At 65.5% G+C, this 22,401-nt stretch carries 22 protein-coding genes and 1 tRNA gene; 11 read left to right on the forward strand and 12 right to left on the reverse strand.

Going from position 1 to position 22,401, the window contains the following annotated elements:
• Window positions 1–300: 300 nt before the first annotated feature.
• On the forward strand, window positions 301–1,179 hold the full coding sequence (locus ACIBJI_RS02750) for a DUF4393 domain-containing protein (RefSeq protein WP_364341109.1): 879 nt from the start codon (window positions 301–303) through the stop codon (window positions 1,177–1,179).
• A gap of 100 nt (window positions 1,180–1,279) precedes the next feature.
• Window positions 1,280–1,834, forward strand: a complete 555-nt coding sequence (locus tag ACIBJI_RS02755) for a nuclear transport factor 2 family protein (RefSeq protein ID WP_364341111.1) — start codon at window positions 1,280–1,282, stop codon at window positions 1,832–1,834.
• A 66-nt stretch (window positions 1,835–1,900) separates the two neighbouring features.
• On the opposite strand, the gene ACIBJI_RS02760 is transcribed toward ACIBJI_RS02755, so the two are convergent.
• Window positions 1,901–3,544: a peptide chain release factor 3 gene (locus ACIBJI_RS02760; RefSeq protein WP_397082800.1), complete on the reverse strand. Its 1,644-nt coding sequence runs from the start codon at window positions 3,542–3,544 to the stop codon at window positions 1,901–1,903.
• Between the two features lie 302 nt (window positions 3,545–3,846).
• Between ACIBJI_RS02760 and ACIBJI_RS02765 the strand changes: the two genes are divergently transcribed.
• Window positions 3,847–4,455 (forward strand): 50S ribosomal protein L25/general stress protein Ctc, encoded by a 609-nt coding sequence (locus ACIBJI_RS02765; protein WP_364341113.1) that lies wholly within the window; start codon window positions 3,847–3,849, stop codon window positions 4,453–4,455.
• A gap of 24 nt (window positions 4,456–4,479) precedes the next feature.
• Window positions 4,480–5,061 (forward strand): aminoacyl-tRNA hydrolase, encoded by a 582-nt coding sequence (gene pth, locus ACIBJI_RS02770; RefSeq protein ID WP_364341115.1) that lies wholly within the window; start codon window positions 4,480–4,482, stop codon window positions 5,059–5,061.
• A gap of 12 nt (window positions 5,062–5,073) precedes the next feature.
• Here pth and ACIBJI_RS02775 read toward each other — a convergent pair whose 3' ends face one another.
• Together ACIBJI_RS02775 and ACIBJI_RS02780 are read right to left on the reverse strand one after the other, a co-directional pair.
• Entirely contained in the window at window positions 5,074–6,711 is a 1,638-nt protein-coding gene (locus ACIBJI_RS02775) for a fatty acyl-AMP ligase (protein ID WP_364341117.1), read from the reverse strand.
• A 123-nt stretch (window positions 6,712–6,834) separates the two neighbouring features.
• Complete coding sequence (locus tag ACIBJI_RS02780) at window positions 6,835–7,515, reverse strand: lysophospholipid acyltransferase family protein (protein ID WP_364341119.1); 681 nt, start codon at window positions 7,513–7,515, stop codon at window positions 6,835–6,837.
• 113 nt (window positions 7,516–7,628) lie between these two features.
• Between ACIBJI_RS02780 and ACIBJI_RS02785 the strand changes: the two genes are divergently transcribed.
• Window positions 7,629–8,216, forward strand: a complete 588-nt coding sequence (locus ACIBJI_RS02785) for a TetR-like C-terminal domain-containing protein (RefSeq protein WP_364341121.1) — start codon at window positions 7,629–7,631, stop codon at window positions 8,214–8,216.
• A gap of 81 nt (window positions 8,217–8,297) precedes the next feature.
• On the opposite strand, the gene ACIBJI_RS02790 is transcribed toward ACIBJI_RS02785, so the two are convergent.
• Entirely contained in the window at window positions 8,298–9,215 is a 918-nt protein-coding gene (locus tag ACIBJI_RS02790; protein WP_397082802.1) for a ribonuclease Z, read from the reverse strand.
• Window positions 9,216–10,394, reverse strand: coding sequence for an aminotransferase class V-fold PLP-dependent enzyme (locus tag ACIBJI_RS02795; RefSeq protein WP_396957283.1), 1,179 nt, complete (start codon window positions 10,392–10,394; stop codon window positions 9,216–9,218). It lies immediately after the preceding gene.
• Between the two features lie 268 nt (window positions 10,395–10,662).
• Between ACIBJI_RS02795 and egtA the strand changes: the two genes are divergently transcribed.
• The 4 genes from egtA to egtD all read left to right on the forward strand — a co-directional run bounded on the left by egtA (window position 10,663) and on the right by egtD (window position 15,322).
• Window positions 10,663–11,997, forward strand: coding sequence for an ergothioneine biosynthesis glutamate--cysteine ligase EgtA (gene egtA, locus ACIBJI_RS02800; RefSeq protein WP_397082804.1), 1,335 nt, complete (start codon window positions 10,663–10,665; stop codon window positions 11,995–11,997).
• Window positions 11,998–12,052: 55 nt separating this feature from the next.
• Window positions 12,053–13,393: an ergothioneine biosynthesis protein EgtB gene (gene egtB, locus ACIBJI_RS02805; protein WP_397082806.1), complete on the forward strand. Its 1,341-nt coding sequence runs from the start codon at window positions 12,053–12,055 to the stop codon at window positions 13,391–13,393.
• A 127-nt stretch (window positions 13,394–13,520) separates the two neighbouring features.
• Window positions 13,521–14,354: an ergothioneine biosynthesis protein EgtC gene (egtC, locus tag ACIBJI_RS02810; protein WP_396957280.1), complete on the forward strand. Its 834-nt coding sequence runs from the start codon at window positions 13,521–13,523 to the stop codon at window positions 14,352–14,354.
• Complete coding sequence (gene egtD, locus ACIBJI_RS02815; protein ID WP_397082808.1) at window positions 14,351–15,322, forward strand: L-histidine N(alpha)-methyltransferase; 972 nt, start codon at window positions 14,351–14,353, stop codon at window positions 15,320–15,322. The genes egtC and egtD overlap by 4 nt, the downstream gene beginning before the upstream one ends.
• A gap of 38 nt (window positions 15,323–15,360) precedes the next feature.
• Here egtD and ACIBJI_RS02820 read toward each other — a convergent pair whose 3' ends face one another.
• The 7 genes from ACIBJI_RS02820 to ACIBJI_RS02850 form a co-directional block, all read right to left on the reverse strand.
• Window positions 15,361–16,011, reverse strand: a complete 651-nt coding sequence (locus ACIBJI_RS02820) for a DUF2461 domain-containing protein (RefSeq protein ID WP_364341135.1) — start codon at window positions 16,009–16,011, stop codon at window positions 15,361–15,363.
• A 67-nt stretch (window positions 16,012–16,078) separates the two neighbouring features.
• Window positions 16,079–16,747 (reverse strand): hypothetical protein, encoded by a 669-nt coding sequence (locus tag ACIBJI_RS02825; RefSeq protein ID WP_364341137.1) that lies wholly within the window; start codon window positions 16,745–16,747, stop codon window positions 16,079–16,081.
• A gap of 39 nt (window positions 16,748–16,786) precedes the next feature.
• Window positions 16,787–17,047, reverse strand: a complete 261-nt coding sequence (locus ACIBJI_RS02830; RefSeq protein ID WP_364341139.1) for a hypothetical protein — start codon at window positions 17,045–17,047, stop codon at window positions 16,787–16,789.
• A gap of 58 nt (window positions 17,048–17,105) precedes the next feature.
• Window positions 17,106–17,705, reverse strand: a complete 600-nt coding sequence (locus tag ACIBJI_RS02835; RefSeq protein ID WP_364341141.1) for a hypothetical protein — start codon at window positions 17,703–17,705, stop codon at window positions 17,106–17,108.
• 102 nt (window positions 17,706–17,807) lie between these two features.
• Entirely contained in the window at window positions 17,808–18,788 is a 981-nt protein-coding gene (locus ACIBJI_RS02840) for a ribose-phosphate diphosphokinase (RefSeq protein ID WP_364341143.1), read from the reverse strand.
• Window positions 18,785–20,275 (reverse strand): bifunctional UDP-N-acetylglucosamine diphosphorylase/glucosamine-1-phosphate N-acetyltransferase GlmU, encoded by a 1,491-nt coding sequence (gene glmU, locus ACIBJI_RS02845; protein ID WP_364341145.1) that lies wholly within the window; start codon window positions 20,273–20,275, stop codon window positions 18,785–18,787. Before glmU ends, ACIBJI_RS02840 begins: the two co-directional genes overlap by 4 nt.
• Before the next feature lie 94 nt (window positions 20,276–20,369).
• Window positions 20,370–20,440 (reverse strand) — tRNA-Gln (locus tag ACIBJI_RS02850).
• Between the two features lie 305 nt (window positions 20,441–20,745).
• Between ACIBJI_RS02850 and ACIBJI_RS02855 the strand changes: the two genes are divergently transcribed.
• On the forward strand, window positions 20,746–21,360 hold the full coding sequence (locus ACIBJI_RS02855) for a TetR/AcrR family transcriptional regulator (protein ID WP_364341147.1): 615 nt from the start codon (window positions 20,746–20,748) through the stop codon (window positions 21,358–21,360).
• A gap of 181 nt (window positions 21,361–21,541) precedes the next feature.
• Window positions 21,542–22,189: a TetR/AcrR family transcriptional regulator gene (locus tag ACIBJI_RS02860; RefSeq protein WP_364341149.1), complete on the forward strand. Its 648-nt coding sequence runs from the start codon at window positions 21,542–21,544 to the stop codon at window positions 22,187–22,189.
• The last annotated feature ends 212 nt before the right edge of the window (window positions 22,190–22,401 follow it).

Below are 22,401 nucleotides of genomic sequence, written 5' to 3' on the forward strand. Positions count from 1 at the left end.
GCCTCACCGGCAACCCAAACTAGCACCCAGTCGGCAGACGGACCCTACTGTGCGGTCCAGACGCTGGTCCATCGCGAGTGTCTTGGGCCACAAGCGGATTGTCTGAGACATCAGTCACACTGTGTGTCCAGAATGTCGTAGTGTCAACCAGCGCCGGAGAGAATGACGACCATCACGCGACCGACAGCAGGGGTCGGCGCGTTTGCTGGCCCAATCGGCTCACGGTAAGGCAGACCTGGAAGGCTGGCGGGCAATAATCTGTGGGCGTATTCGTTCACTTGGCAATACATCGGAGAGAACGTGACAGACGACAGGACCGGACAGGACATAGCCCGGGCCGGTTCCCGCTCGGTGGAGCGCAGCTCGGATGTCGAACAGCGGCAGATCAGCAATGAGGCACGGCTGATTCGCGGTGTGTTCCGAGCGGCGGGGCTCGCGGCGGGCACCGTGGTGCGCGGCAGTCAGTGGGCCGTCGAAACGACCTACGAGGTGACCAAGGAGATCACCCAGGCCGCGCTCGACGGTGAATCGTCGGCGGATATCGCCGAGCGCACCGGTAATGCGTTGCGCTCCATCGCGCGCAGCGCGCTCGGCGTCACCGAGGGTTCGGTGCGCGAAATCGTCAGCTACGTACCGACTTCCAACGGCGCGCCGCAGCCGGCCCCGGTCGGCATCGGCGCGCCGTTGCGCTCGGCAAGTAGCGAAGAGTTGCGCCGCCGAGGCGATGCGCTGCTCGCCCGCTCGGCCGATGTCTACTTCACCGAGGACGTGCACCCCGCCTACGATCGCATCCTCGACGAGTTGGCGCCGGACGAGGCGCGCATTCTGCGGTTCATGGCATTGAACGGTCCGCAACCGTTGGTCGATGTGCGCACCAACCGTCCACTCGGCATCGGCTCGGAATTGGTGACCGGTGATCTCACTTCGGTACCGGAACAGGCCGGTGTCCGTTATCCGGATCGCGCCCGCACCTATCTGATCAACCTCAACCGCCTCGGTCTGACCCAGGTTTCCGATGATCCGGTGGTGCTCAGCCGGTACATGGTGCTCGAGGTGCAGCCGGTGGTCGAGGCGGCGCTGAAGAAGGCCGGACGCGCGCCCAAGATCGTGCGCAAGAGTCTGCGGCTGACCGAATTCGGCAGCGACTTCTGCAAGACCTGCTTCACCATCGGGAATTGACTCGCACGGCAGACCGGCGGTTTCGGCTCGAAGTGATAGCAATCTGATACAAATCTCCCAATCTCTGTAGCGCGGCGACTTCGAATGGGATTGTTGAGATATGGACCAGGATGCTGTGTCAGCGATCAGTCGCCTGAAGTTCAGGTACCTACGCACCCTCGACACCAAGTCGTGGGACGAATTCGCGGACACCATGGTCCCGGAGGCGACGGCCACCTACAGCGAATACCTGTCGTTCGAGTCGCGGGATGCGTTCCTGGCGTTCATGCGCAACACCCTGGGTCCGCACGTCATCACCGAGCACCGATGCGACCATCCGGAGATCGATGTCGACGGCGACACCGCCACCGGCACTTGGTATCTCGCCGATACCGTGCTCATACCGGCGCACAATATGCTGCTGCGCGGCGCGGCCTTTTACACCGATCGCTACGTTCGGTGCACGGACGGTCGCTGGCGCATCGCGCATACCGGATATGAGCGCACCTATGAGGTGGTGCTTTCGCTCAGCGATCTGCCGAGCCTGCGGCTGACATCGAGTCGCTGGGGGCTGATCGCGCGGGAGGACGGCATCGCGTCGGTCGAACGCAACCCCGGCGCCGCCGCGCCGCGGCGGGAGTCCGTGCCGGAGGCGGCCGAGCCCGAGGCTGGGTGAGCGCATCGGCCTGAACATCGACTCCGCGGGATTCCGCCGGAATCGGGACAGGAATTTGCGCTGAGGTCAGTCCGCCGTGGCGACCAGAGGCTCGAGCGTGAGCTTCGGATGCTCCTTCTCGATGTACTGCAACCGCCACTTGTCACTGAACAGCGCCAACAGCGCTCCATCGGAACGGGTGAACACCTCGACCCCGCGCTGCCGATCGAGTTCGGTCATCGACTCCGCATCGGTACGCCGGGCCAACGTGTATGGCAGGTGCTCCATATGCGTCTCGACGTTGAACTCGGCGAGCATCCGCGCGGTGACGACCTCGAACTGCATCGGACCGACCGCCGCGAGTACGGGGGAGGCATCACCGCGCGCGTCATTGCGCAAAACCTGCACCACGCCTTCGGAATCGAGCTGGTCGATCGCCTTGCGGAACTGCTTGTACTTACCCGCGCTCTGCGCCCGCAGCACCGCGAAATGCTCCGGCGCGAACGACGGGATCGGCGGGAACTCCACCTTCTTGTCCACGAACAGCGTGTGTCCGGGCGCAAGCGCGGTGGCATTCACGAGGCCGACCACATCACCCGGGTAGGCGGTGTCGACGGTGGAGCGCTCCCGCCCGAAAACGGTGAGCGCGTATTTGGTCGCGAACGGCCGACCGGTCTGGGCGTGCGTGACGACCATCCCGCGCTCGAATTCACCGGAGACGATCCGCATGAACGCGAGCCGATCCCGGTGTGCCGCATCCATTCCGGCCTGCACCTTGAATACCACCGCGCTGAACGGATCGGTGGTGTTGCGCTGCGTGCCGCCGATATCGGCGCGCGAGCCGGGTGCGGGCGCCAGCGCGACCAAGGTCTCCAGCAGTTGTCGCACACCGAAATTCAGCATCGCGGAGGCGTAGATGACCGGGGAGGTCTGCCCGGCCAGGAACATCTCCTGATCGTGGTCCTGCCCGGTGGCCGAGAGCAGTTCGCTCTCCTCGGCGGCGGTCGTCCACGCTTCACCCTCGCGCGCCTCGGCCGATTCCGGAGCGATCGATTCCTCCGGCGCGATGGTCGCGCCACCAGCGGTCCGGGTGAAGTGGATGTATTCGACGGCCGCACCCTCTGAGCCGCGACGCAGCAGTCCGCGGAAGTCACCGGCGATGCCGACCGGCAGGAACAGCGGTGTCGGGATGAGGCCGATCCGCTCGCTGATCTCATCCAGCAGTTCCAGCGGCGCGCGGCCCGGACGGTCCCATTTGTTGATCACGGTGATGACCGGGATGCCGCGATGGCGACACACCTGGAACAGCTTCAGTGTCTGCGGCTCCAGGCCCTTGGCGGCGTCGATGAGCATGACCGCGGCGTCGACGGCGGTGAGCACGCGATAGGTGTCCTCGGAGAAATCCGAGTGGCCGGGGGTGTCGACCAGGTTGATGACGTTGTCGATATCCGTGCCCGCGGCACGGTAGTTGAACTGCAGCGCGGTCGAACTCACCGAGATTCCGCGCGCCTTCTCCATTTCCATCCAGTCCGACACGGTGGACTTGCGTCCGGCCTTACCGTGGATGGCGCCGGCCTCGGAGATCATTCTGGCGTGCAACGCCAGCGCCTCGGTGAGCGTCGACTTGCCCGCGTCGGGGTGGGAGATCACCGCGAATGTGCGTCGCCGGGCGACCTCGGCGGGCAACCCACGCGGGGCGGGCGTGACGACACCCTCAGTGGAGGCGGTCAACTGCAACAACCTTTCAGACGGCCGATCGGCAACCGCTCCAGCGTACGCGACCGGGGTGACGGTGAGCCGGCCAGTCCGACCACCCGATTCAGCTGGACATAAACACTTGCGCTATGGTGTTCGGGTTGTCTCGGCGAGGGTGACCGCAGACGTAATGCGTTCACCGTGATCGACGCGGCTCGGCTCTCGGCCGTCCTCGTTCGGTCTTCGCCCGACGAGTAGACCAACCATTTGCCAGGGGGGATAACAGTCCCTGGCGCACTGTTGACAGCCCGGAAGAGCCGTAGGGAGTAGATCCAGTCATGTCCGACGCCAACCTTCTCGAAGCCGCCGTCCGCACGGAGTTCGGCAAGGGTGCCGCCCGCCGTACCCGTCGCGCGGGTAACGTTCCCGCCGTGCTGTACGGCCACGCCGCCGACCCGCAGCACCTCTCGCTCAACGCCCAGGCCTTCGCCGCCATCCTGCGCGAGCACGGCACCAATGCGGTGCTGAACCTCGTCATCGACGGCAAGAAGCAGCTCGCGCTGACCAAATCCGTTGTGGTGCACCCGATTCGCCGTTACATCGAGCACGCCGACCTGCTGATCGTCAAGCGCGGCGAGAAGGTCACCGCGGATGTGAACATCTCGCTGATCGGCGAGGCCGCCGCGGCCACCCTGGTCACCCAGGACGTCACCACGCTGTCCATCGAGGCCGACGCGCTGAACATCCCGGAATCCATCGAGGTCTCGATCGAGGGCGTCGAGGCGGGCACCCAGATCACCGCGGGCGAGATCGAGCTGCCGAAGGGTGTCACCCTGGCCGGTGACCCGGAGGCCCTGATCGTCAACATCATCGCGGCCCCGGCTTCCGCGCAGGAGACCGAAGAGGCCGCCGCGGCCGCCGCCGCGGAGTCCGAGAGCGCCGAGTAAGAACTCCCCGGCTCGGTTATCCGAATGACCGAATCCTCGACCGGGCCCGCGCTCGTGGTCGGACTTGGCAACCCAGGTCCCGAGTACGAGCGCACCCGGCACAATATCGGCTTTCTGGTCGCCGACGTGCTCGCGCAGCGCGTCGGCGGCCGTTTTGCTGTGCACAAGAAGTCCGGTGCGGATCTGTTGCAGGCGCGGCTGGACGGGCGTCAGGTATTGATCGCCAAGCCGCGCTCGTTCATGAATCTGTCCGGGCGCCCGGTCGCGGCGCTGGCGAAATTCTTTTCGGTGCCGCCGACCGAGGTGATCGTCGTGCACGACGAATTGGATCTGCCGTTCGGTCAGGTCCGGCTCAAGCGCGGCGGCGGTGAGGGCGGGCACAACGGATTGCGTTCGGTCTCCAGTGCCCTGACCACCAAGGAATATCTGCGCACCCGCATCGGCATCGGCCGTCCGCCGGGTCGCCAGGACCCGGCGGACTATGTGCTCAAACCGTTTTCGTCGGTGGAGCGCAAGGAAGTGCCGGTGCTCGTCGAACAGGCCGCGGACGCGGTCGAACTGCTACTGCGCGTGGGGCTCGAACCGGCCCAGAACCAATTGCACTAGTGCTACCGCGGTTCATCGCAGATGGATCGCGGTGGCGGAGCGGCGCAGCTTGCCCGAGGAGGTTTTGGGCAGGGCGCCGGGGCCGAGGACCGCGACGGTGCGGGGGCGGGCGCCGACCTCGGAGAACACCGCATGCACAATTTCACGTTCGATGCGCTTGACCTCGTCGGCATTCTGGTGGTCGTTGCTTTCCACCACGACGGCGAAGCTTTCGCGTTTCTCGCCCGCGTCCAAGCGAACCGCGACGGCATTGCCGGGACGCACACCCCTTACGCGCATGGCGGCACGCTCGATATCGGTCGGATAGATATTGCGCCCGCCCATGATGATGACGTCCTTGATCCGGCCGCACACCACGATCAGACCCTCATCGGTGAAGTAGCCGATATCGCCGGTGTCGAGCCAGCCGTCCGCATCCTGCGCCGGACGGAAGCCGTTGACCGTGACATAGCCGGAAGTGACGGCGGGACCGCGGAGTTCGATCACGCCGACCGAACGGGTCGGCAGCGGCTGGCGCTCGGCATCGACGACCCGCCCCTCGAGATTGTCGACCAGATAGCCGAGGGTGGGCATGCGGCGGATATTGCCGTGGTGTTCGTGGGCGGGCACGGCCTTGCCAAGCGCCTCCAGCAGATCGCCATCGATGACGTCGAGGACCTGCCCGTGTCCGGGATCCGGAACCGATACGGCCAGTGTGGTTTCGGCCATGCCGTAGACGGGGGTGAGTGCCATCGGATTGAGCCGGAAGCGTTCGCCGGCCGCGGCGAGTGCCTCCATGGTGTCCGGATCGACGGGTTCGGCACCATTCCACATATAGCGCACGCTGCTGAGATCGTAGGCGCCGTCCTCGGCCTGCTTGAGCCGGCGGGCCAGCAGCGAGTACGCGAAATTCGGTGCGGCCGTGACGGTGCCGCGGTATTTGTCGATCAGCTCGGCCCACAGCAGTGGACGCATCAGGAAGTCGATCGGCGTCACACAGACCACCTCGGCCCCGAATTGCATGGGAACGCTGAGGAATCCGACCATCCCCATATCGTGGAACAGCGGCAGCCAGCTGATCATCACATCCTCGTCGAGCTGGAACTTCACCCGATCGAACATGGCGTAGGCGTTGACGTAGAAGTTCCCGTGCGTGATCCGCACGGCCTTCGGCGATCCGGTCGAACCGGAGGTCAACTGCTGCAATGCGGTATCGGTCTCGACGGTCGGCACCGGATCGGTCTCCGCGCCATCGCGTAGCTGATCGATGCGCACCACGGTGATGCCGCGCTCGCGCAGCAGCGGTTCGGCGGCCTCGAAGGGCGCGCCGAGTACCACCGCGCGCGCGTCGATCATCGACAGCACGGTCTCGGTATCGCGCGCCCACACCACCAGATCCGTGCGCGGTGTCGGCTGATGCAACATGGTGATCGACGCGCCGCGCATCCAGATCGCCTGACAGGCCGGTGCGATATCGACCGGCATCCCGGCCAGCACGCCGACGGCGTCACCGTGTCCGATGCCGGCTTCGGCGAGTCCGCCCGCCATACGTCGTGCGATTCGATGGATCTCACCCCAGGTCTGCCGAAATGGCGCGTTTGGCTCCCCGGTCACCAATCCGCGATCCGAGATTTGTGCCGTTGCGTACATCTCGTCGGTGAACCTGCTCAAAGTCCAACTCCCTTGTCACCCCGATGCGGTAGCCGGACATGGGTGACCGGCCTGCTCCCCAACTATCCCGCCAATTCGTCCCCGCGTTAACCATTCCGAGGACATGCCCGTGTCGCGGTGGCGTTATGGGCGATTCGAGAAAGTTGCCGCGTAGCGATCGACGTAGTGCCGGCCGGATCGGGCGGCCAATTCCCGCATCAGTTCGTCGGTCGCGGCGCGAACCTGACACGTGTCCGGTGCCGGGTGGGTCGGGGTGGGCTGCGGGTAGTAGCGCGGCGCGCCGAAGCTGATGTGCACCTTGCCGAAGCGCGGCAGCCGGCGGCCGCGCGGATTCACCTTGTCGGTGCCCGAGAGTGTCGCCGGGATGACCGGAGCGCCGGTGGCCATGGCGACGCGTAGTGCGCCGGTGCGGCCGCGGTAGATGCGGCCGTCGGGGGAGCGGGTGCCCTCCGGATGGATGGCCCAGACGTCACCGGATTCCAGGATCCTGGTGGCGGCGGCCAGTGCGTCCGCGGCGGCGGTGCCGCCGGTGCGGTTCACCGGGACCTGACCCGCGACGGTGAAGAACCAGCGCTTGAACCGGCCTTTGAATCCGGTCCCGGTGAAGTACTCCTGCTTGGCCAGGAAGGTGACCCGGCGCGGCAGGGCCAGCGCGAGATACATCGAGTCGAGCATCGCGAGATGGTTGGCCGCGATGATCACCGGTCCGGTGCGGGGTACGTGCCGCAGTCCTTCCACTTCGGGGCGGCCGAGCAGCCGCAGCAGCGGACCGAGCAGAACGTGCTTGAACAACCGGTACCACACATGAGCCTCCGAGAAAGTTGCCGTAGACAATGTCTACCAAAGAGCGTAGACATTGTCTACGGTTGTTGGTAGAGAACGGCTACTTATGTGACGCAGTCGGGAAGGAGTGATCGATGAGCGCCGTAGACAATGTCTCCATGGTTGGAAGTGAGCCGTTGCGGGAACGATTGGTCGGCGCCGGGGTCGACATGCTCGAAGAGGTCGGCGCGGCCCAGTTGGGTCTGCGTGCGATCACCCGTGCGGCCGGGGTTTCCCACGGTGCGCCGCGCAGGCACTTTCCGACGCACCGCGCGCTCCTGGCCGCCATCGCGGCGCGCGGTTTCGCCGATCTCATCGAGCGATTCGCCAAGGTGGAGGTAGGCGCGAGCACGCCGAGGGAACAACTGGAACGGATGGCCGCCGAGTACGTCGAATTCGCCGGCGAGCGCCCGGAAATGTTCACGCTCATGTTTCGCCACGACCTACTCGAGGGCTCCGGCGAGAACCTCCGCGGGATCACTCTGCCGTTGTTCGAGCGCTTCGCGACGCTGGTTCGCGAGGCCGCCCCGGCATCGGACAGCCCAGAAAAGCGCGCGATCGCCCTGTGGACCAGCCTGCACGGCATCGCCGCCCTCCAGGCCAACCGCAGTTTGCGCCTAGTGGCCCCCACCGCCAACGCTCCGGCCCTCGCAACGCACGCAATCGACCTACACATCAGTTGACCGCGCACGACCGCTGACTACGTCGCACACCGAATGCCCAGTGCGACGTAACCACTACTTATGCCACCATGCGGTTGGTGCTCAGTGTCGGGGCGGCAGGGTGATCCTCGCCAGGTCTGTGGCGATGACGATATCGCCGGTGAAGTGCAGGGCCGCCTCGGCGCGGTGGGCGTCGAGGTCGCGGTAGCGTTGGGAGAAGTGGGTCAGGACCAGGGTGTGCACACCGGCTTCGGCGGCGACTCGGGCGGCCTGGCCCGCGGTCAGGTGGCCGTATTCCTCGGCGAGCTGGGCGTCGGCGTCCAGGAAGGTCGCCTCGATCACCAGCATGTCCACGCCCGAGGCGAGGGACAGCACGCCCGGGCACAGGCGGGTGTCCATGACGAATGCGAAGCTCTGGCCCGGCCTCGGCTCGCTGACTTCGGCCAGCGTGATTGTGCGCCCGTCGAATTCGATACTGCCCGTGCGCTGCAGTTGTCCGACCGCCGGGCCGTGCAGGCCGAATTCGGCGAGCCGCTCCGGCAGGATGCGCACACCGCTCGGTTCGGTGAGCCGGTAGCCGAAGGTTTCGATCGGGTGCGATAGCTCGACCGCCTCCAGGACGAACGGTGCGCCCGGTGCGTCCAGCGCACCCGGGTCGGCGATCGGATGCGGCCGAAGCTCGACGGTGCGATAGAACGAGCTGGCATTGCTCAGCCGATCGAAGAACACCGCACCCGATGCGGGGTAATACACATCGACCGGATGGGCGACCTTGTCCAGATTGATCCGCTGGATGATGCCGGGTAGCCCGAGGCAGTGGTCGCCGTGGAAATGCGTCACCGCGATCCGGGTAATGTCGGTGACCGACACGCCCGCGTAGGTCATCTGCCGCTGGGTGCCCTCGCCCGGATCGAAGAGGATGCCCTCCTCGCCCCAGCGCAGCAGATACCCATTGTGATTGCGCTGCTTGGTCGGAACCTGACTCGCGGTGCCGAGGACGACCAGTTCGCGAGGTGACATCTACAGCGCCGCGACCGCGCCGACGAACCGGTCCAGCTCCTCGAAACTCACGAAGCAGTGTGGCGAGGCGCGCACCACCGAATCCAGGCCACGGGCGGTCATATCCAGCAGCGTAGAGCTGGCATGGCTCGCCGTCACCGTAATATTCTGTGCCGCAAGGCAATCGCGTACCTCGACCGCCGATTTCCCGTCGACGGTGAACGAAACGATGCCGCTGTGCCGAATCCCGATGTCGCGCACCGTGACTCCGTTGATTTCCGGCAGCGATTTGCGCAGGTGTTCCGCGCGGACCGCGATCGCGTCGTAGACGTCCTCCGGTCCCAGCTCGAGCAGATATCGCACGGCCGCGCCGAGACCGAGTCGCGCAGCGACATCGCATTCCCAGAATTCGAAGCGACTCGCGTCGGGGACCAGGGCGTACTCCTGCGCACCGGTCCACTGCGCACTGTGCAGATCCAGTCGCTGCGGCTCCATCGACGCGGCCAATTCCGGTCGCACATAAAGGAATCCGGTGCCGCGCGGGCCGCGCAGCCATTTGCGGCCGGTGACCGAGAGTGCGTCGACATCGAGTTCGGCCACATCGATCGGCAGCTGCCCGGCCGACTGGCAGGCATCGAGCAGCACCAGCGCGCCGACCGAATGCGCGATCCGAGTGGCATCGGCGGCCGGGTTGACCAGACCGCCATTGGTCGGGACGTGCAGCACCGACACCAACTCGACCCGTTCGTCGACCATGTCGGCGAGTGCGTCGAGGTCGAGTTGGCCGCTGCCGTCGCTGGGAATCTGTTCGACCACCGCACCGGTTGCCTTGGCCCGCTGCAGCGCAGCAATGGCATTGCTCGCATAGTCGGCGCCGGAGATGAGGATACGGTCGCCGGGTGCGAGTGGCACCGAATAGAAGAAGTCTGCCCACGCGCGGGTCGCGCTATCGCTGAGCGCGATGCTGGTCGGATCGGCGTTGATGAGCCGGCCGATATCGGTTTTCACCGCGGCGAGGTCGTCGAGTCGCTCGTTCGCCGCGCGGTAGCCGCCGATTTCGGCCTCGCGTCGCAGATGCGCCACAACGGTATCGACGACGACTCGGGGCGGTAACGAGGAGCCCGCGCTGTCGAGGAAGACCAGATCGGATCCGGTGCCGTAGCCCGGTATGTCGGCACGTACGCGATTCTCGTCGAGCATGGCCTCGACAGTATCGCCGAAATCGGCGCATTGGGCTGTCGCACGAGTCGGCGCAGGTCCTGGCCACGGTGCGCGCGTCCCCCGCTGTGCATGACTACGAATTCAGATTCTTGTCACATTTCTTGTCGGTACCCCTCGCTACGCTGGTTTGGGTCGGTGCACTGGAATACGACCGACGCCCGAGGCGATACAGAACTACCTGAACAACTGTCGGCGGCACAGATGCGGCACAGCCACAGTTACCTGGTTTCACATGGTGGAGGTTGGTATGGCAGTCACGCTCGAGCATCCGAAGCGAGTGATCGCGCTGGAAAATGGCGAGCTCTCATCGCGGGCCGCGGCCGAGGCCTATCTCGAGAAAATCTGTTTCAAACTGGGCCCACCAACGCTCATCGGCGCCGAACTGGAATGGCTCACCGTGCAGGGTGAGTGTTCGTCGTCCGGCCCATCGGCCGCCCCCCGCCCGCAACTGGCTGCACTCGCAGATGCACTCGGACCCCATGCACCGCGGTCCATCGCCCCCGATTCACCGGCACTTCCGCTGCCAGGGGGCAGCCGGGTCACCATCGAACCCGGCGGTCAGATCGAACTCTCCAGTGCCCCGTTCGCCGCTGCCGCGCAGTTGTGCGAGGGTTTGCACGCCGATGCTCGGATGCTGCGCGATCTACTCGAATCCCGATCCATCCGCACCATTTCCGGCGCCGCCGATGCGGACCGCCGCCCCAAGCGGGTCTTGCGGTTGCCGCGCTACCGCGCCATGGAACAGTCCTTCGCAGGTATCGGCCCGTTCGGCAAATTGATGATGTGCAATACCGCGGCGACGCAGGTCAGCGTCGATGCCGGTGCGGACCGTGCCGAGGTCACCGGCCGGTGGAATGCGCTGTACGCGATCGGTCCCGCGCTACTCGCCGCGTTCGCCTGCTCGCCCGAATTGCACGGTGCGCCGGTGGGTGCGTGGGCATCGCAGCGAATGCGTACCTGGTTGCGTCTCGACCACGCCCGCACTCGTCCCGCGGTGCAGTCCTGGCCGGATCCGGTCAGCGGCTATGCGCGCTGGGCCCTGGATGTCCCGCTGCTGTGCGTTCGTCGCCCCGATGGCGTATCCGGCAATGGCAGCGGTATCAGCTGGGCAGCGCCGCCGGAGGCGACCTTCGCGGACTGGTTGTCCGGTGCGTTGGACGACGAGATCGGTCGGCGTCCCGATATCGGCGATCTCGACTATCACCTGACCACACTGTTCCCACCGGTACGGGCCTCCGGACACCTCGAGGTCCGTTATCTGGACGCCCAGCCCGATAACGACTGGACCGTCCCGATCCACGTCTTCGACGCTTTGCTGTCGTCTCCGGCGGTTGTGGCCGAGGCGACGGCGCTCGCCGCGCCACTCGCGGGCCGCTGGCTCGATGCGGCGCGCTGCGGGTTGGCCGATCCGGAGATCCGCGGCGTCGCGGTCGAATTGCTGACCCTGGCCGCGACACATGCGGCGAGTCCGGCGGCGGCCCACGAGATCGAATCCGCGGCCGAGCGATGTCGCAGCGGTCGCACCCCGACCGATGAACTCGTTTCGCGCAGTGCGGATCAGCCCGAGGACCACCACCCGTGACCGTGGCGCCGCAGCCTCGAATCGCCGACCAGAACGAGTTCGGGAGATACCCATCGTGACCATTCAGTACCCCGCAACGGATAATTCCGGCACCGAACAATTGCGTGACCGGATCGCCGAAGTGCTCACCCGCGCAAGGGATCGCACCACCGGCCTCACCACCCTCGATGAAGCAGAGCTGGTCGCCCAGCATTCGCGACTGATGAGCCCGCTCGTCTGGGATCTCGCCCATATCGGCAATCAGGAAGAACTCTGGCTGGTCCGCGATGTCGGCCGACGCGAAGCGGTACGCGCCGATATCGACGAGCTGTACGACGCTTTCAAACACGCGCGCGCCAATCGCCCCGAACTGCCGCTGCTCAACCCCACCCAGGCCCGCGGCTATGTCGGCACCGTGCGCGACAAGGTGTTGGATGTATTGGAAACCAATACATTACGCGGTGATCCGCTGGTCGACGGCGGCTTCGCATTCGGCATGATCGCCCAGCACGAGCAGCAGCATGACGAAACCATGCTCGCCACCCACCAATTGCGCACCGGCCCCGCCGTGCTTTCCGCACCCGACGCACCCTCGGCGGCGACCCCGGCGGGTGGCGAAGTCGTCATTCCCGCGGGCGAATTCGTCATGGGTACCTCGACCGACCCATGGGCACTGGACAATGAGCGTCCGGCGCATCCGGTTCATGTGCCCGGCTTCGCCATCGATGTCGCACCGATCACCAATGCGCAGTACCAGGCCTTCATCGCCGACGGCGGTTACGAGCGGGCCGAGCTGTGGTCCGAACGCGGTTGGGCGCACCGGCAGGACGCGGGGCTGGCGGCGCCGCAGTTCTGGGAGTGCGATCCGGCCGGGCACTGGTGGCGTCGGGCATTCGGCGTGATGACACCGGTGCGTCCGCAGCAGCCGGTGGTGCACGTCTGCTGGTTCGAGGCCGAGGCCTACGCCAACTGGGCAGGCAAACGCCTGCCCACCGAGGCCGAATGGGAGAAGGCGGCGCGCTTCGATCCGGAGACCGGCACGTCCCGCCGCTACCCGTGGGGTGATACCGAACCCGATTCCGCTACCGCGAATCTCGGCCAGCGGCACCTGGAACCCGCCGAGGTCGGTGCGTACCCGGCCGGTGCCTCTGCGACCGGTGTGCACCAGCTCATCGGCGACGTATGGGAATGGACCGCATCGGGTTTCGAGGCCTATCCGGGTTTCCGCGCATTCCCGTACGCCGAATACTCCGATGTGTTCTTCGGCGGCGACTACCGAGTCCTGCGCGGCGGCTCCTTCGGCACCGATCCGGTCGCCTGTCGCGGCACCTTCCGCAACTGGGATCACCCCGTCCGCCGACAGATCTTCTCCGGCTTCCGCCTGGCCCGCGACCTGCGAAAAGGCGAGAGCGAGTGAGCGTATCGAGTGCTGACGCACAGCCGAACCCGATCGGAGGGCGGTCGGCAGAGGTGCCGCAACGGCCTACCAGCGGCCCGGCCCGCCGAGCCCGCACCCGACACATGACGGTGGGAGGTGCGCACTGATGTGTCGTCAACTCGGTTACATCGGCCCTTCCGTGCGCGTGGGCGACATGTTGACGCTCGGTTCGCATTCCCTGCGAACCCAGGCGTGGGCGCCGAAGGATATGCGCGGGGGCGGGACGATCAATGCGGATGGGTTCGGGGTGGCCTGGTGGCGTGACGAGGATGGGGTAACCGTCAGCCGGTATCGCAACTCCGCGCCCATCTGGACCGATCCGGCGGTGGAAGAGGTACTGCCGCAACTGGAGTCGTGGGCGGTATTGGGGGCGGTTCGCTCGGCGACCATAGGTATGCCGGTCGAGCGGAACGCCTGTGCGCCGTTCACGCACGGCCGATGGGCATTCAGCCATAACGGGGTGGTGCCCGATTGGCGACGGGCGCTCAGCGCGGTCGCCGAGGAATTCGGCTCCACCGCAACCGAACTCGGCGCCGATCAGCTGTTCGACTCGGTGCGATTGCTGGAGGCCGAATCCGCGACCGATTCGGCGACGCTGTGGGTGCTCCTGCGCAGTCTGCTCTCGACCGACACTCCCGATGGTTCGTGGGCGGCGGCACCGGCGGCATTGCGCCTGCTGGTCGCGGCCGTCCTGGCCCAAGCCCCCGGCGCCCGACTGAATTTCCTGCTCGGTGACGGCAAGCAGATGTGGGCGACCACTGTCTATCACTCGCTATCAGCCCTGGTCACCGATGATTTCGCCATCCTGTCATCGGAACCCTTCGACGACGACCCGCGCTGGCAGCCGATTCCGGATCGCCAGCTGGTCAGCGCCCGTCCCGGCGCGCTGTCCGTCACACCGCTTCTCGACGTTCCAAGCACGAAAGGCTCGCTCCTATGACCGCACCGACGCTGGAGATCCACCTATCCGACGACGACCTCACCTCGGCGTTGCGCACGGATGCCAGGCTCGGCCTCACCGCGGATCCGAAATGGTTGCCACCCAAGTGGTTCTACGACGCCCGCGGCAGTGAATTGTTCGAGCAGATCACCGAACTGGCCGAGTACTACCCGACCCGCACCGAACGCGCGCTGCTGGAGCGGGTCGTCGGCGAGATCGCCCGCACCGCACAGGCCGAGGTCCTGGTCGAACTCGGATCGGGCTCGGCCGCCAAGACCCGGCTGCTGCTATCCGCGCTGACCGCCGAGGGGCCGCTGAAAACCTATGTTCCGCAGGATGTCTCGTCCTCGGCGCTGCGGGCTGCCGCCGCGGAGATCGCGGCGGAGTTTCCCGGCCTAGCGGTGCACGGCGTGGTCAGCGATTTCACCGACACCCTGCACAATCTGCCGCGCGGTGGCCGCCGGATGATCGCCTTCCTCGGCGGCACCGTCGGCAACCTCGTCCCCGCCGAGCGGGCCGAATTCCTGTCCAGCATCTACGAGGTGCTCGAGCCTGGTGAGCGGCTACTGCTCGGCGCGGGCCTGGTCATCGATCCCGCGGTACTGGTCCCCGCCTATGACGACGGGGCCGGTGTCACCGCCGAATTCAACCGAAATGTTTTGCATGTCTTGAACGGTCGCCTCGACGCCGATTTCGAGCCGGACAAGTTCGCGCACCTTGCCATCTGGGATGCCGAACACGAGTGGATCGAAATGCGCCTGGAGGCCACCGAAGAGATGACCGTGACAGTTCGCGAGCTGGACCTCACCGTCCAGTTCGCGCGCGGCGAGCAGATGCGCACCGAAATCTCGGCCAAATTCCGCATTGACGGATTCGACGCCGAACTGGCGGCGGCGGGATTCCAGACCGAACAGGTGTGGACCGATCCGGACGACCGCTTCGCCCTCGTCCTCGCCGCCCGCGGCTGAGCCCGACCCACCCCGCCGGCTTCGCCGGCTGCCATCCCCTAAGTCCGGGCGGGCGCACCACTGACCACCGCGCCCAGCCATTCGATGAAGGGCCGCATCGCCTCCCAGGCGGTGCGGACCTCCTTCGCGGCGCGCGGTTTGTCCAACCAGGCCGGTGCGCCGTATTCCTTACTGCAGGTCAACGATTTGTGCCGCAGCAGATCGATGCGCGGATGGTCGGCGTCATACCCTTTCGGCTTGGTCTTCAGCTGCTCGCCGCCGATGGTGAATCCGGCCTTGGTCAGCTTGGCCAGAATCGCCTCCAGTTCCGGCCCCCGGACCTCGTCATCGATGGTGGCGCGCAACTGGGCGATCTGGGCGGGGGAGCCCGCATAGAATCCGCCGCCGACGAAAAGTCCGGCCGCGCTGATCTGCACATACCAGCCCGTACCCGGTGCCACGCTGACCACCGCGCCCTGCGCCGTCTTGTAAGGCACCTTGTCCTTCGAGAAGCGCACGTCCCGGTACGGGCGGAAGATCTTGGCGGTCCCGAAGTCCGCCTCCAACTCCGCGGTCAGCGCGACCATCGGCGCCTTGACCGACTCCTCGTAGACATCCTTGTGCGCGGTCCAGAAGGCCTTCGAGTTATCGGCTTCCAGATCCTCGTAAAAGTCCAGCCCCGCGAGTGGGAACCCACCGAATCGACTCATGCTGACCACGCTAGCCTTGCCCACCCCGCCGACTGTCATCCACCTGGGACGCGTGTCCAGCACATCGTCATTCGGTGTCCGGGATCATGCTGCCGCTGAAGACGGCATAGACGAGGATGATTCCGATGACCAGGGAAATAGCGGATGCGATGGCGGCCCATTTGCCGAGGGATTCGCCCTTTTTGTGACCGATGATGCCCAGAATGATGCCGACCGGGCCGAATAGGTAGGGGCAGAACAGCAATGAAATGCCCGCGCAGACGAAGCCGATGATCGACAGGGGCTGGGAACCCGATCGCGGTTCCGGCGTGATGTACGGCTGGGGGGTGTAGGCGGGATAGCCGCCGGTTTCCGGGGTGGAATCGGTGATCGGCGGATAGACGGTGCCCGGCTGATCCCGGTCGTAGCGTGCCGACGCCTTGTCATTCCACGGTTGCTGTTGCGCCGACTCCGGCGACGGCTGCGGTTGTACGACGAGATCTGGTGCGGTTTCGGCGGCCGCAGGCTGGACCGGTGTCTGCGCGCCCGGCCCCGCACTCCACGGCTGCGCCGAAAAATCCGCGGCTGCGGGCTCGGCTGGAAGCGGCGCTGCGGGTTCGACGGGTTGCGACTCCCACGGTCCGCTGGTGGCCGGGGTGGCCCAAGCCGTGCCCGAGGGTTCGAGCGGCTCGGATTCGCCGACCGGTTTCTCCGGCGAGGCGTCGCCTCGCTCGGGCCCCTGCTGCGGAGTGGTCATCGAACTCTCCTCGTATCGTCCGATCGGCGGGGCGGCGGCTTATAGGTCCGAATCGTCGACGATCTCCATCGCGGCGACCTCGGCGGGCCGCTCGTCCTCCTCGGCGAGTTCGGATTTCCGACGATGCGGGGTCCACTCCTGTTCGAGTTCCTCGCCTATACCGAGGCGGCCGTCATCGTCATTTTCGCGATAGCGAATATGCAGGTCAGCAGGCGGATCCTCGACATTTCGCCGGTATGCGCGGATCTCGTCTTCCTGCTTATCGTCCCCCATGTCCATATCAAGCGGGTCACGGTCCATACCTCCAGTATCCCCCTCGACATCGCAGGCAAACGGGATCCGACGAGTGCGAACCCGTTCAGCTGAAGGCCCCGAGGAACCCGACGAAGGCGATGACCAGGATGACCGCGATGGCCAGCACCGCGCCATTGGCGATGGCCGCCCACTTGCCGAGCGATTCGCCCTTGTTGTGTCCGATGATGCCCAAGACGATGCCCGCCGGTCCGGTGATCACGATGGGCAGGCCACAGAACATCACCACCGACAGTGCGGTGGCCGCCAGGCACGAGAAGCTGATGATCGAGAAGATCGGGACATCGGATTGCCGGGGCGGTGTGTACGGCTGGTACGGATAACCAGGGTAAGCACCGGGCGCTTGCGGATAGCCGGGTGGTCCGACATACGGACCGGCTTGCGGGTAGCTCGGCGGGTACGGGGGCGGCGGGTAGGCAGTGGGCTGCTGATAACCCGCGGGCGGGGTATACAGGGGGGCCGTCTCCGGCGAAAACTGTTGTCCTGGTTGATAAGTCGGCATCGGATCGATACCCGGCCGCGCCGACCAGACCTTGGTCGCGTCCGCGTTGTCCTGCGGCTGGGCGACCTGCGTTGGATCGGCAGGTAGCGAGTCCTGCGATTTCCCGAGGTTGACGTTCGGTTCTGAATCTCGCGGCGCAGTCATGTCGGCTCCCCCTCCTCGGCTTGCCCTGTGTCCCATGGGTGTCCACCCGACAAGGCAATGGCGGCTCGGACAATGTCCGAGCCGCCATTTTACAAAGAGCGGTCAAGCGTTGCCGTTGAAAAGTCCGGTGACCGAACCGTTCTCGAAGACCTCGCGAATCGTACGAGCCAGCAGCGGCGCGATCGACAGCACGGTCAGCTGCGGGAACTTCTTCTCCTCGCTGATCGGCAGCGTATTGGTGACCACGACCTCCTTGGCACCACAGTTGGCCAAGCGCTCGGCGGCCGGATCGCTCAGCACGCCGTGCGTCGCGGCGATGACCACATCACCGGCACCGGCCTCCTTGAGCACCTTGACCGCGCCGGCGATGGTGCCACCGGTGTCGATCATGTCGTCGATCAGGATGCAGGTGCGGCCCTCGACCTCACCGACCACGCGGTTGGCCTTGATCTGGTTCGGCACCAGCGGGTCGCGGGTCTTGTGGATGAACGCCAGCGGCGAGCCGCCCAGCGAGTCGGCCCACTTCTCCGCGACGCGCACGCGACCGGAATCGGGGGAGACCACGGTGATGTGCTCGAGGCTGTAGTTGTTGCGCACGTACTCGGCCAGCTGCAGCTGGGCGTGCATGTGATCGACCGGGCCGTCGAAGAAGCCCTGGATCTGATCGGTGTGCAGGTCGACGGTGATGATGCGATCCGCGCCCGCTGTCTTGAGCAGATCGGCGACCAGGCGGGCGGAGATGGGCTCGCGGCCGCGGTGCTTCTTGTCCTGACGGGCGTACGGGTAGAACGGCAGCACCGCGGTGATCCGCTTGGCCGAACCGCGCTTGAGCGCGTCGATCATGATCAGCTGTTCCATCAGCCACTGGTTCAGCGGAGCCGGAAAGCTCTGCAGCACAAAGGCATCCGAGCCACGCACGGACTCCTCGAACCGCACGAAGATCTCGCCGTTGGCGAAGTCGCGCGCGGTCTGCGGGGTTACGTGGACGTCGAGTTCCTTGGCCACCTGCTCGGCCAGCTCAGGATGAGCGCGTCCCGAGAAGAGCATCAGGTTCTTCTGGTTGTCGATCCATGACGCGGTCACTGCTGTTTGCCATCCTTTTGCTCGATTGCCTGACCCGACATCTCTTTGCTCGCGATGGCTTCCGCCGCCGCCTGTGCCGCGTCCGTCCCCGGACGGTTGCGCTGCACCCAGCCCTCAATGTTTTTCTGCGGCCCACCTGAAACCGCGAGTGCCCCCGGAGGAACGCTTCTACGCAGCACAGTACCCGCCGCCGTATACGCCCCGTCACCCACCGTCACCGGTGCGACGAACATGGTGTCGCTGCCGGTCCGCACATGCGAGCCGACCACGGTGTGATGTTTTTTCACACCGTCGTAGTTGACGAAAACACTGGAGGCGCCGATGTTGCTGTGCTCACCGATGGTGGCATCGCCGACATAAGTGAGGTGCGGGACCTTGGAATGCGCGCCGATCGATGCGTTCTTGGTTTCGACGAATGCGCCGAGCTTGCCGGAATCACCGACAACGGTGCCGGGACGCAGATAGCTGAACGGCCCTATATTCGCACCGGGACCAATCACAGCCTGATCACCGTGAGTGCGAACAACGTGTGCGCCGTTGCCGACGATGACATCGGTGAGCGTGGAATCCGGTCCGATCACCGCGTCCTCACCGATGACGGTGCCGCCGAGCAATTGCACACCCGGTCGGATTTCGGCGTCCCTGGCGATTCTGACGTTCGCGTCGACCCAAGTGGTCGCGGGATCGATAATCGTGACACCGGCGCGCATATGCCGTTCGAGGATGTAGCGGTTGAGCGTCCGCGCGGCCTCCGACATCTGCACCCGGTCGTTGACGCCGGTGACCTTGGCCGAATCGAGCAGCCGCGCGCCGTGCACCGGATGTCCGGCCTCGCGGGCCAGCCGCAGCACATCGGTCAGGTACAGCTCATGCTGGGCGTTGGCGGTGGACAGGCGTCCGATCATGGTGCGCAGCACGGTCGCGTCGAAGGCGTAGACACCCGAGTTGACCTCGGTGATCGCCGACTGCGCCGGGGTGGCGTCGGCATGTTCGACGATTTCGGTGACCTGGCCGTCGGCATCGCGGACGATGCGGCCGTAGCCGTTCGCGTCGTCCGGCTCGAAGGTCAGCACGGTCACCGCGGAACGTTCGGTGTAGCTGCGGTGTTCGTCGAGCAGCGCGGACAGGGTGTGCCCGTCCAGCAGCGGCACATCGGCGGAGGTGACCAGCAGGTCGCCGGTGAAGTCTTCGGGAACCGCCGCGAGGGCGCACTGCACCGCGTGGCCGGTTCCCAGCTGTTGTTCCTGGATGGCGGTGGCGATGTCGCGGCCGAGGTCGGCGGCTACGGCGGCGACCGCGGCGCCGACTTGTTCCCGATCGTGTCCTACCACGGTGATGAGGAACGCGGGGTCGATCTCGTTGGCCGCATGCAGCGCGTGCGCGAGCATGCTTCGACCGGCCAGCGAATGCAGCACTTTAGGAGTCTTCGACCGCATTCGCGTCCCGGCACCGGCTGCGAGAACGACGACGGCGGTCTGCTGTGGCATGGATCTCCCTCGGCTGCCTGTCATCGTGCTTGGGGCTGTCGTCGTGCTTGGTCAGCGATGTGCGCGGCCAACGATAAGCCATCGTGTCGGTGTGCTCCGCCGCCAGGACTCGAACCTGAACTATCTGAACCAAAATCAGAGGTGCTGCCATTACACTACGGCGGATTGTCACACCGGCGGATCTGCGTAACCCGCCACTGCGCCAGCGGCACGGCATGAATCCTCGCATGAAGACCTCCCGTTCGTCGAACTGCTTCGCCGAATTAATGCGTACCCATCTCCGCAACCTGTTCACACCGGTCGCGTTATCTGGGCGAACGCCGAAATCGGCCGCTCGATCGCCGTGTTCGGCGGGGCGACGCGCGCGCGGGCGGAGCTGTCTGGAACAGTTGTCGGCAAAAGTTACGGGTCAGGCGCAGGGAGGCGGGGCGTTGTCTTCGGGTGAACCGCATCGAGTGTCCCGGCCGCGGATGACGGGAACTCAGCGGCGGCAGCAGTTGATCGAGATCGGTCGCGCTTTATTCGCCGAGCGGGGCTACGACGCGACCTCGATCGAGGAGATCGCGCAGCGGGCCCAGGTCTCCAAACCTGTGGTGTACGAACACTTCGGCGGCAAGGAGGGGCTCTACGCCGTGGTCGTGGACCGTGAGATGTCGATGTTGCTGGACATGATCACCTCCTCGCTCACCCAGAATCGGTCCAGAATCCGGCTCGAACAGGTCGCGCTCGCGCTGCTGACCTATATCGAGGAACGCACCGACGGATTCCGAATCCTGGTGCGCGATCAGCCCGCAGCTACCGCGGAGGGCCGCTACTCGAGCCTGCTGAACGAGGCCACCAATCAGGTCGCGCATATTCTCGGCGGCGATTTCGAGCAGCGCGGTTTCGATACCAGTCTGACCGGTTTGTACGCGCAGGCATTGGTGGGCATGGTTTCGACCGCCGCGACCTGGTGGCTGGACGAGCGCAAACCGTCGAAAGAGGTTGTGGCGGCACATCTGGTCAACCTGTGCTGGAACGGACTCAGTCATTTGGAAGCCCACCCGCAGCTGAGCTCGGAATGGCGCGCCGGTACGGGGGACTGACCGCAGTGGTAGCCAGTGAATTGCGCGGTATGCCGGTCCGGATGCTCGAATTCCCGGGCAGGCGCTCACCTGGTGGTACGGTTCACCCATCCTCAGGGTGCTGTTCGAGCGGTAAGTCGGTCTACTTCGGGATGTCGGTCTACTTCAGGATGGCTGGTTTTAAGGATGACAGGCGGATCTGATGGCTAGGCAAGCGCGCGCGGAGATCACCCGCGATTCCGTCCTTGCGGGCGCTGCCGATGTCTTTCTGCGCTTGGGATATGCGAATGCGAGCCTGAGCGAGATCATCGCGCAGTCGAACGTGACCAAGGGCGCCTTGTACTTTCACTTCGGTTCGAAGGAAGAGCTAGCGCGCGCCGTGGTCGACCAGGGCAATGAGCGCCTGGTCAGTTCGTGCCAGGGTTTCTTCGATCCCAGAGTGCCCGCGCTCGAGGCATGTATCGGGATCACCTATGTCGTCGCGGACCTATCGATGAACGATCCGATGGTCGGCGCGATGCTCAAGCTGACCCATCAGATCGGCGACTACCGCGGCGCCCAGGGCGACAATATCGCCAAGACCTGGGGCGATACCTACCGTGTGCTATCCGAACGGGCCATTGCCCAGGGCGACCTGGAGGCCGATCTGGACGCCGAGGTGATCGGCCTGCTGCTGCAGGAAATGACCGCGGGCGTGCACATCACGGCGGTCGGGACCGATTCGATCGATCAGATGGCAACCCGCATGGAACGGGCCTGGTACTTCCTGCTCCCGTCGATCGTGCCCCCGGAGAAGCTCTCGTACTTCCGCGAATTCGCCGCCCGCCGCCTACGCCGCTACGTGCCATAAAACTTGTCACAGCGCGTTGGTAGGTTGTGACGTGTCGACTGATTTCGTGAGCACATGGGTAACTCATCGGGGTACGCCCAGAACTCGACTTCCCGCTCGACCGCCGGCCCGCCTGCGACTGCGTTGTGGCACCTGACGACCGGCAAAAGAATCGGGGAGACGGGGGAGCCTAGACTCGGTTGGCCGTCTTGAAACCCCGCCTGAGCCCAGGA

The sequence above is a fragment of the Nocardia sp. NPDC050408 genome, assembly GCF_044458905.1.
In the GTDB taxonomy this organism is placed as follows: Bacteria; Actinomycetota; Actinomycetes; order Mycobacteriales; family Mycobacteriaceae; genus Nocardia.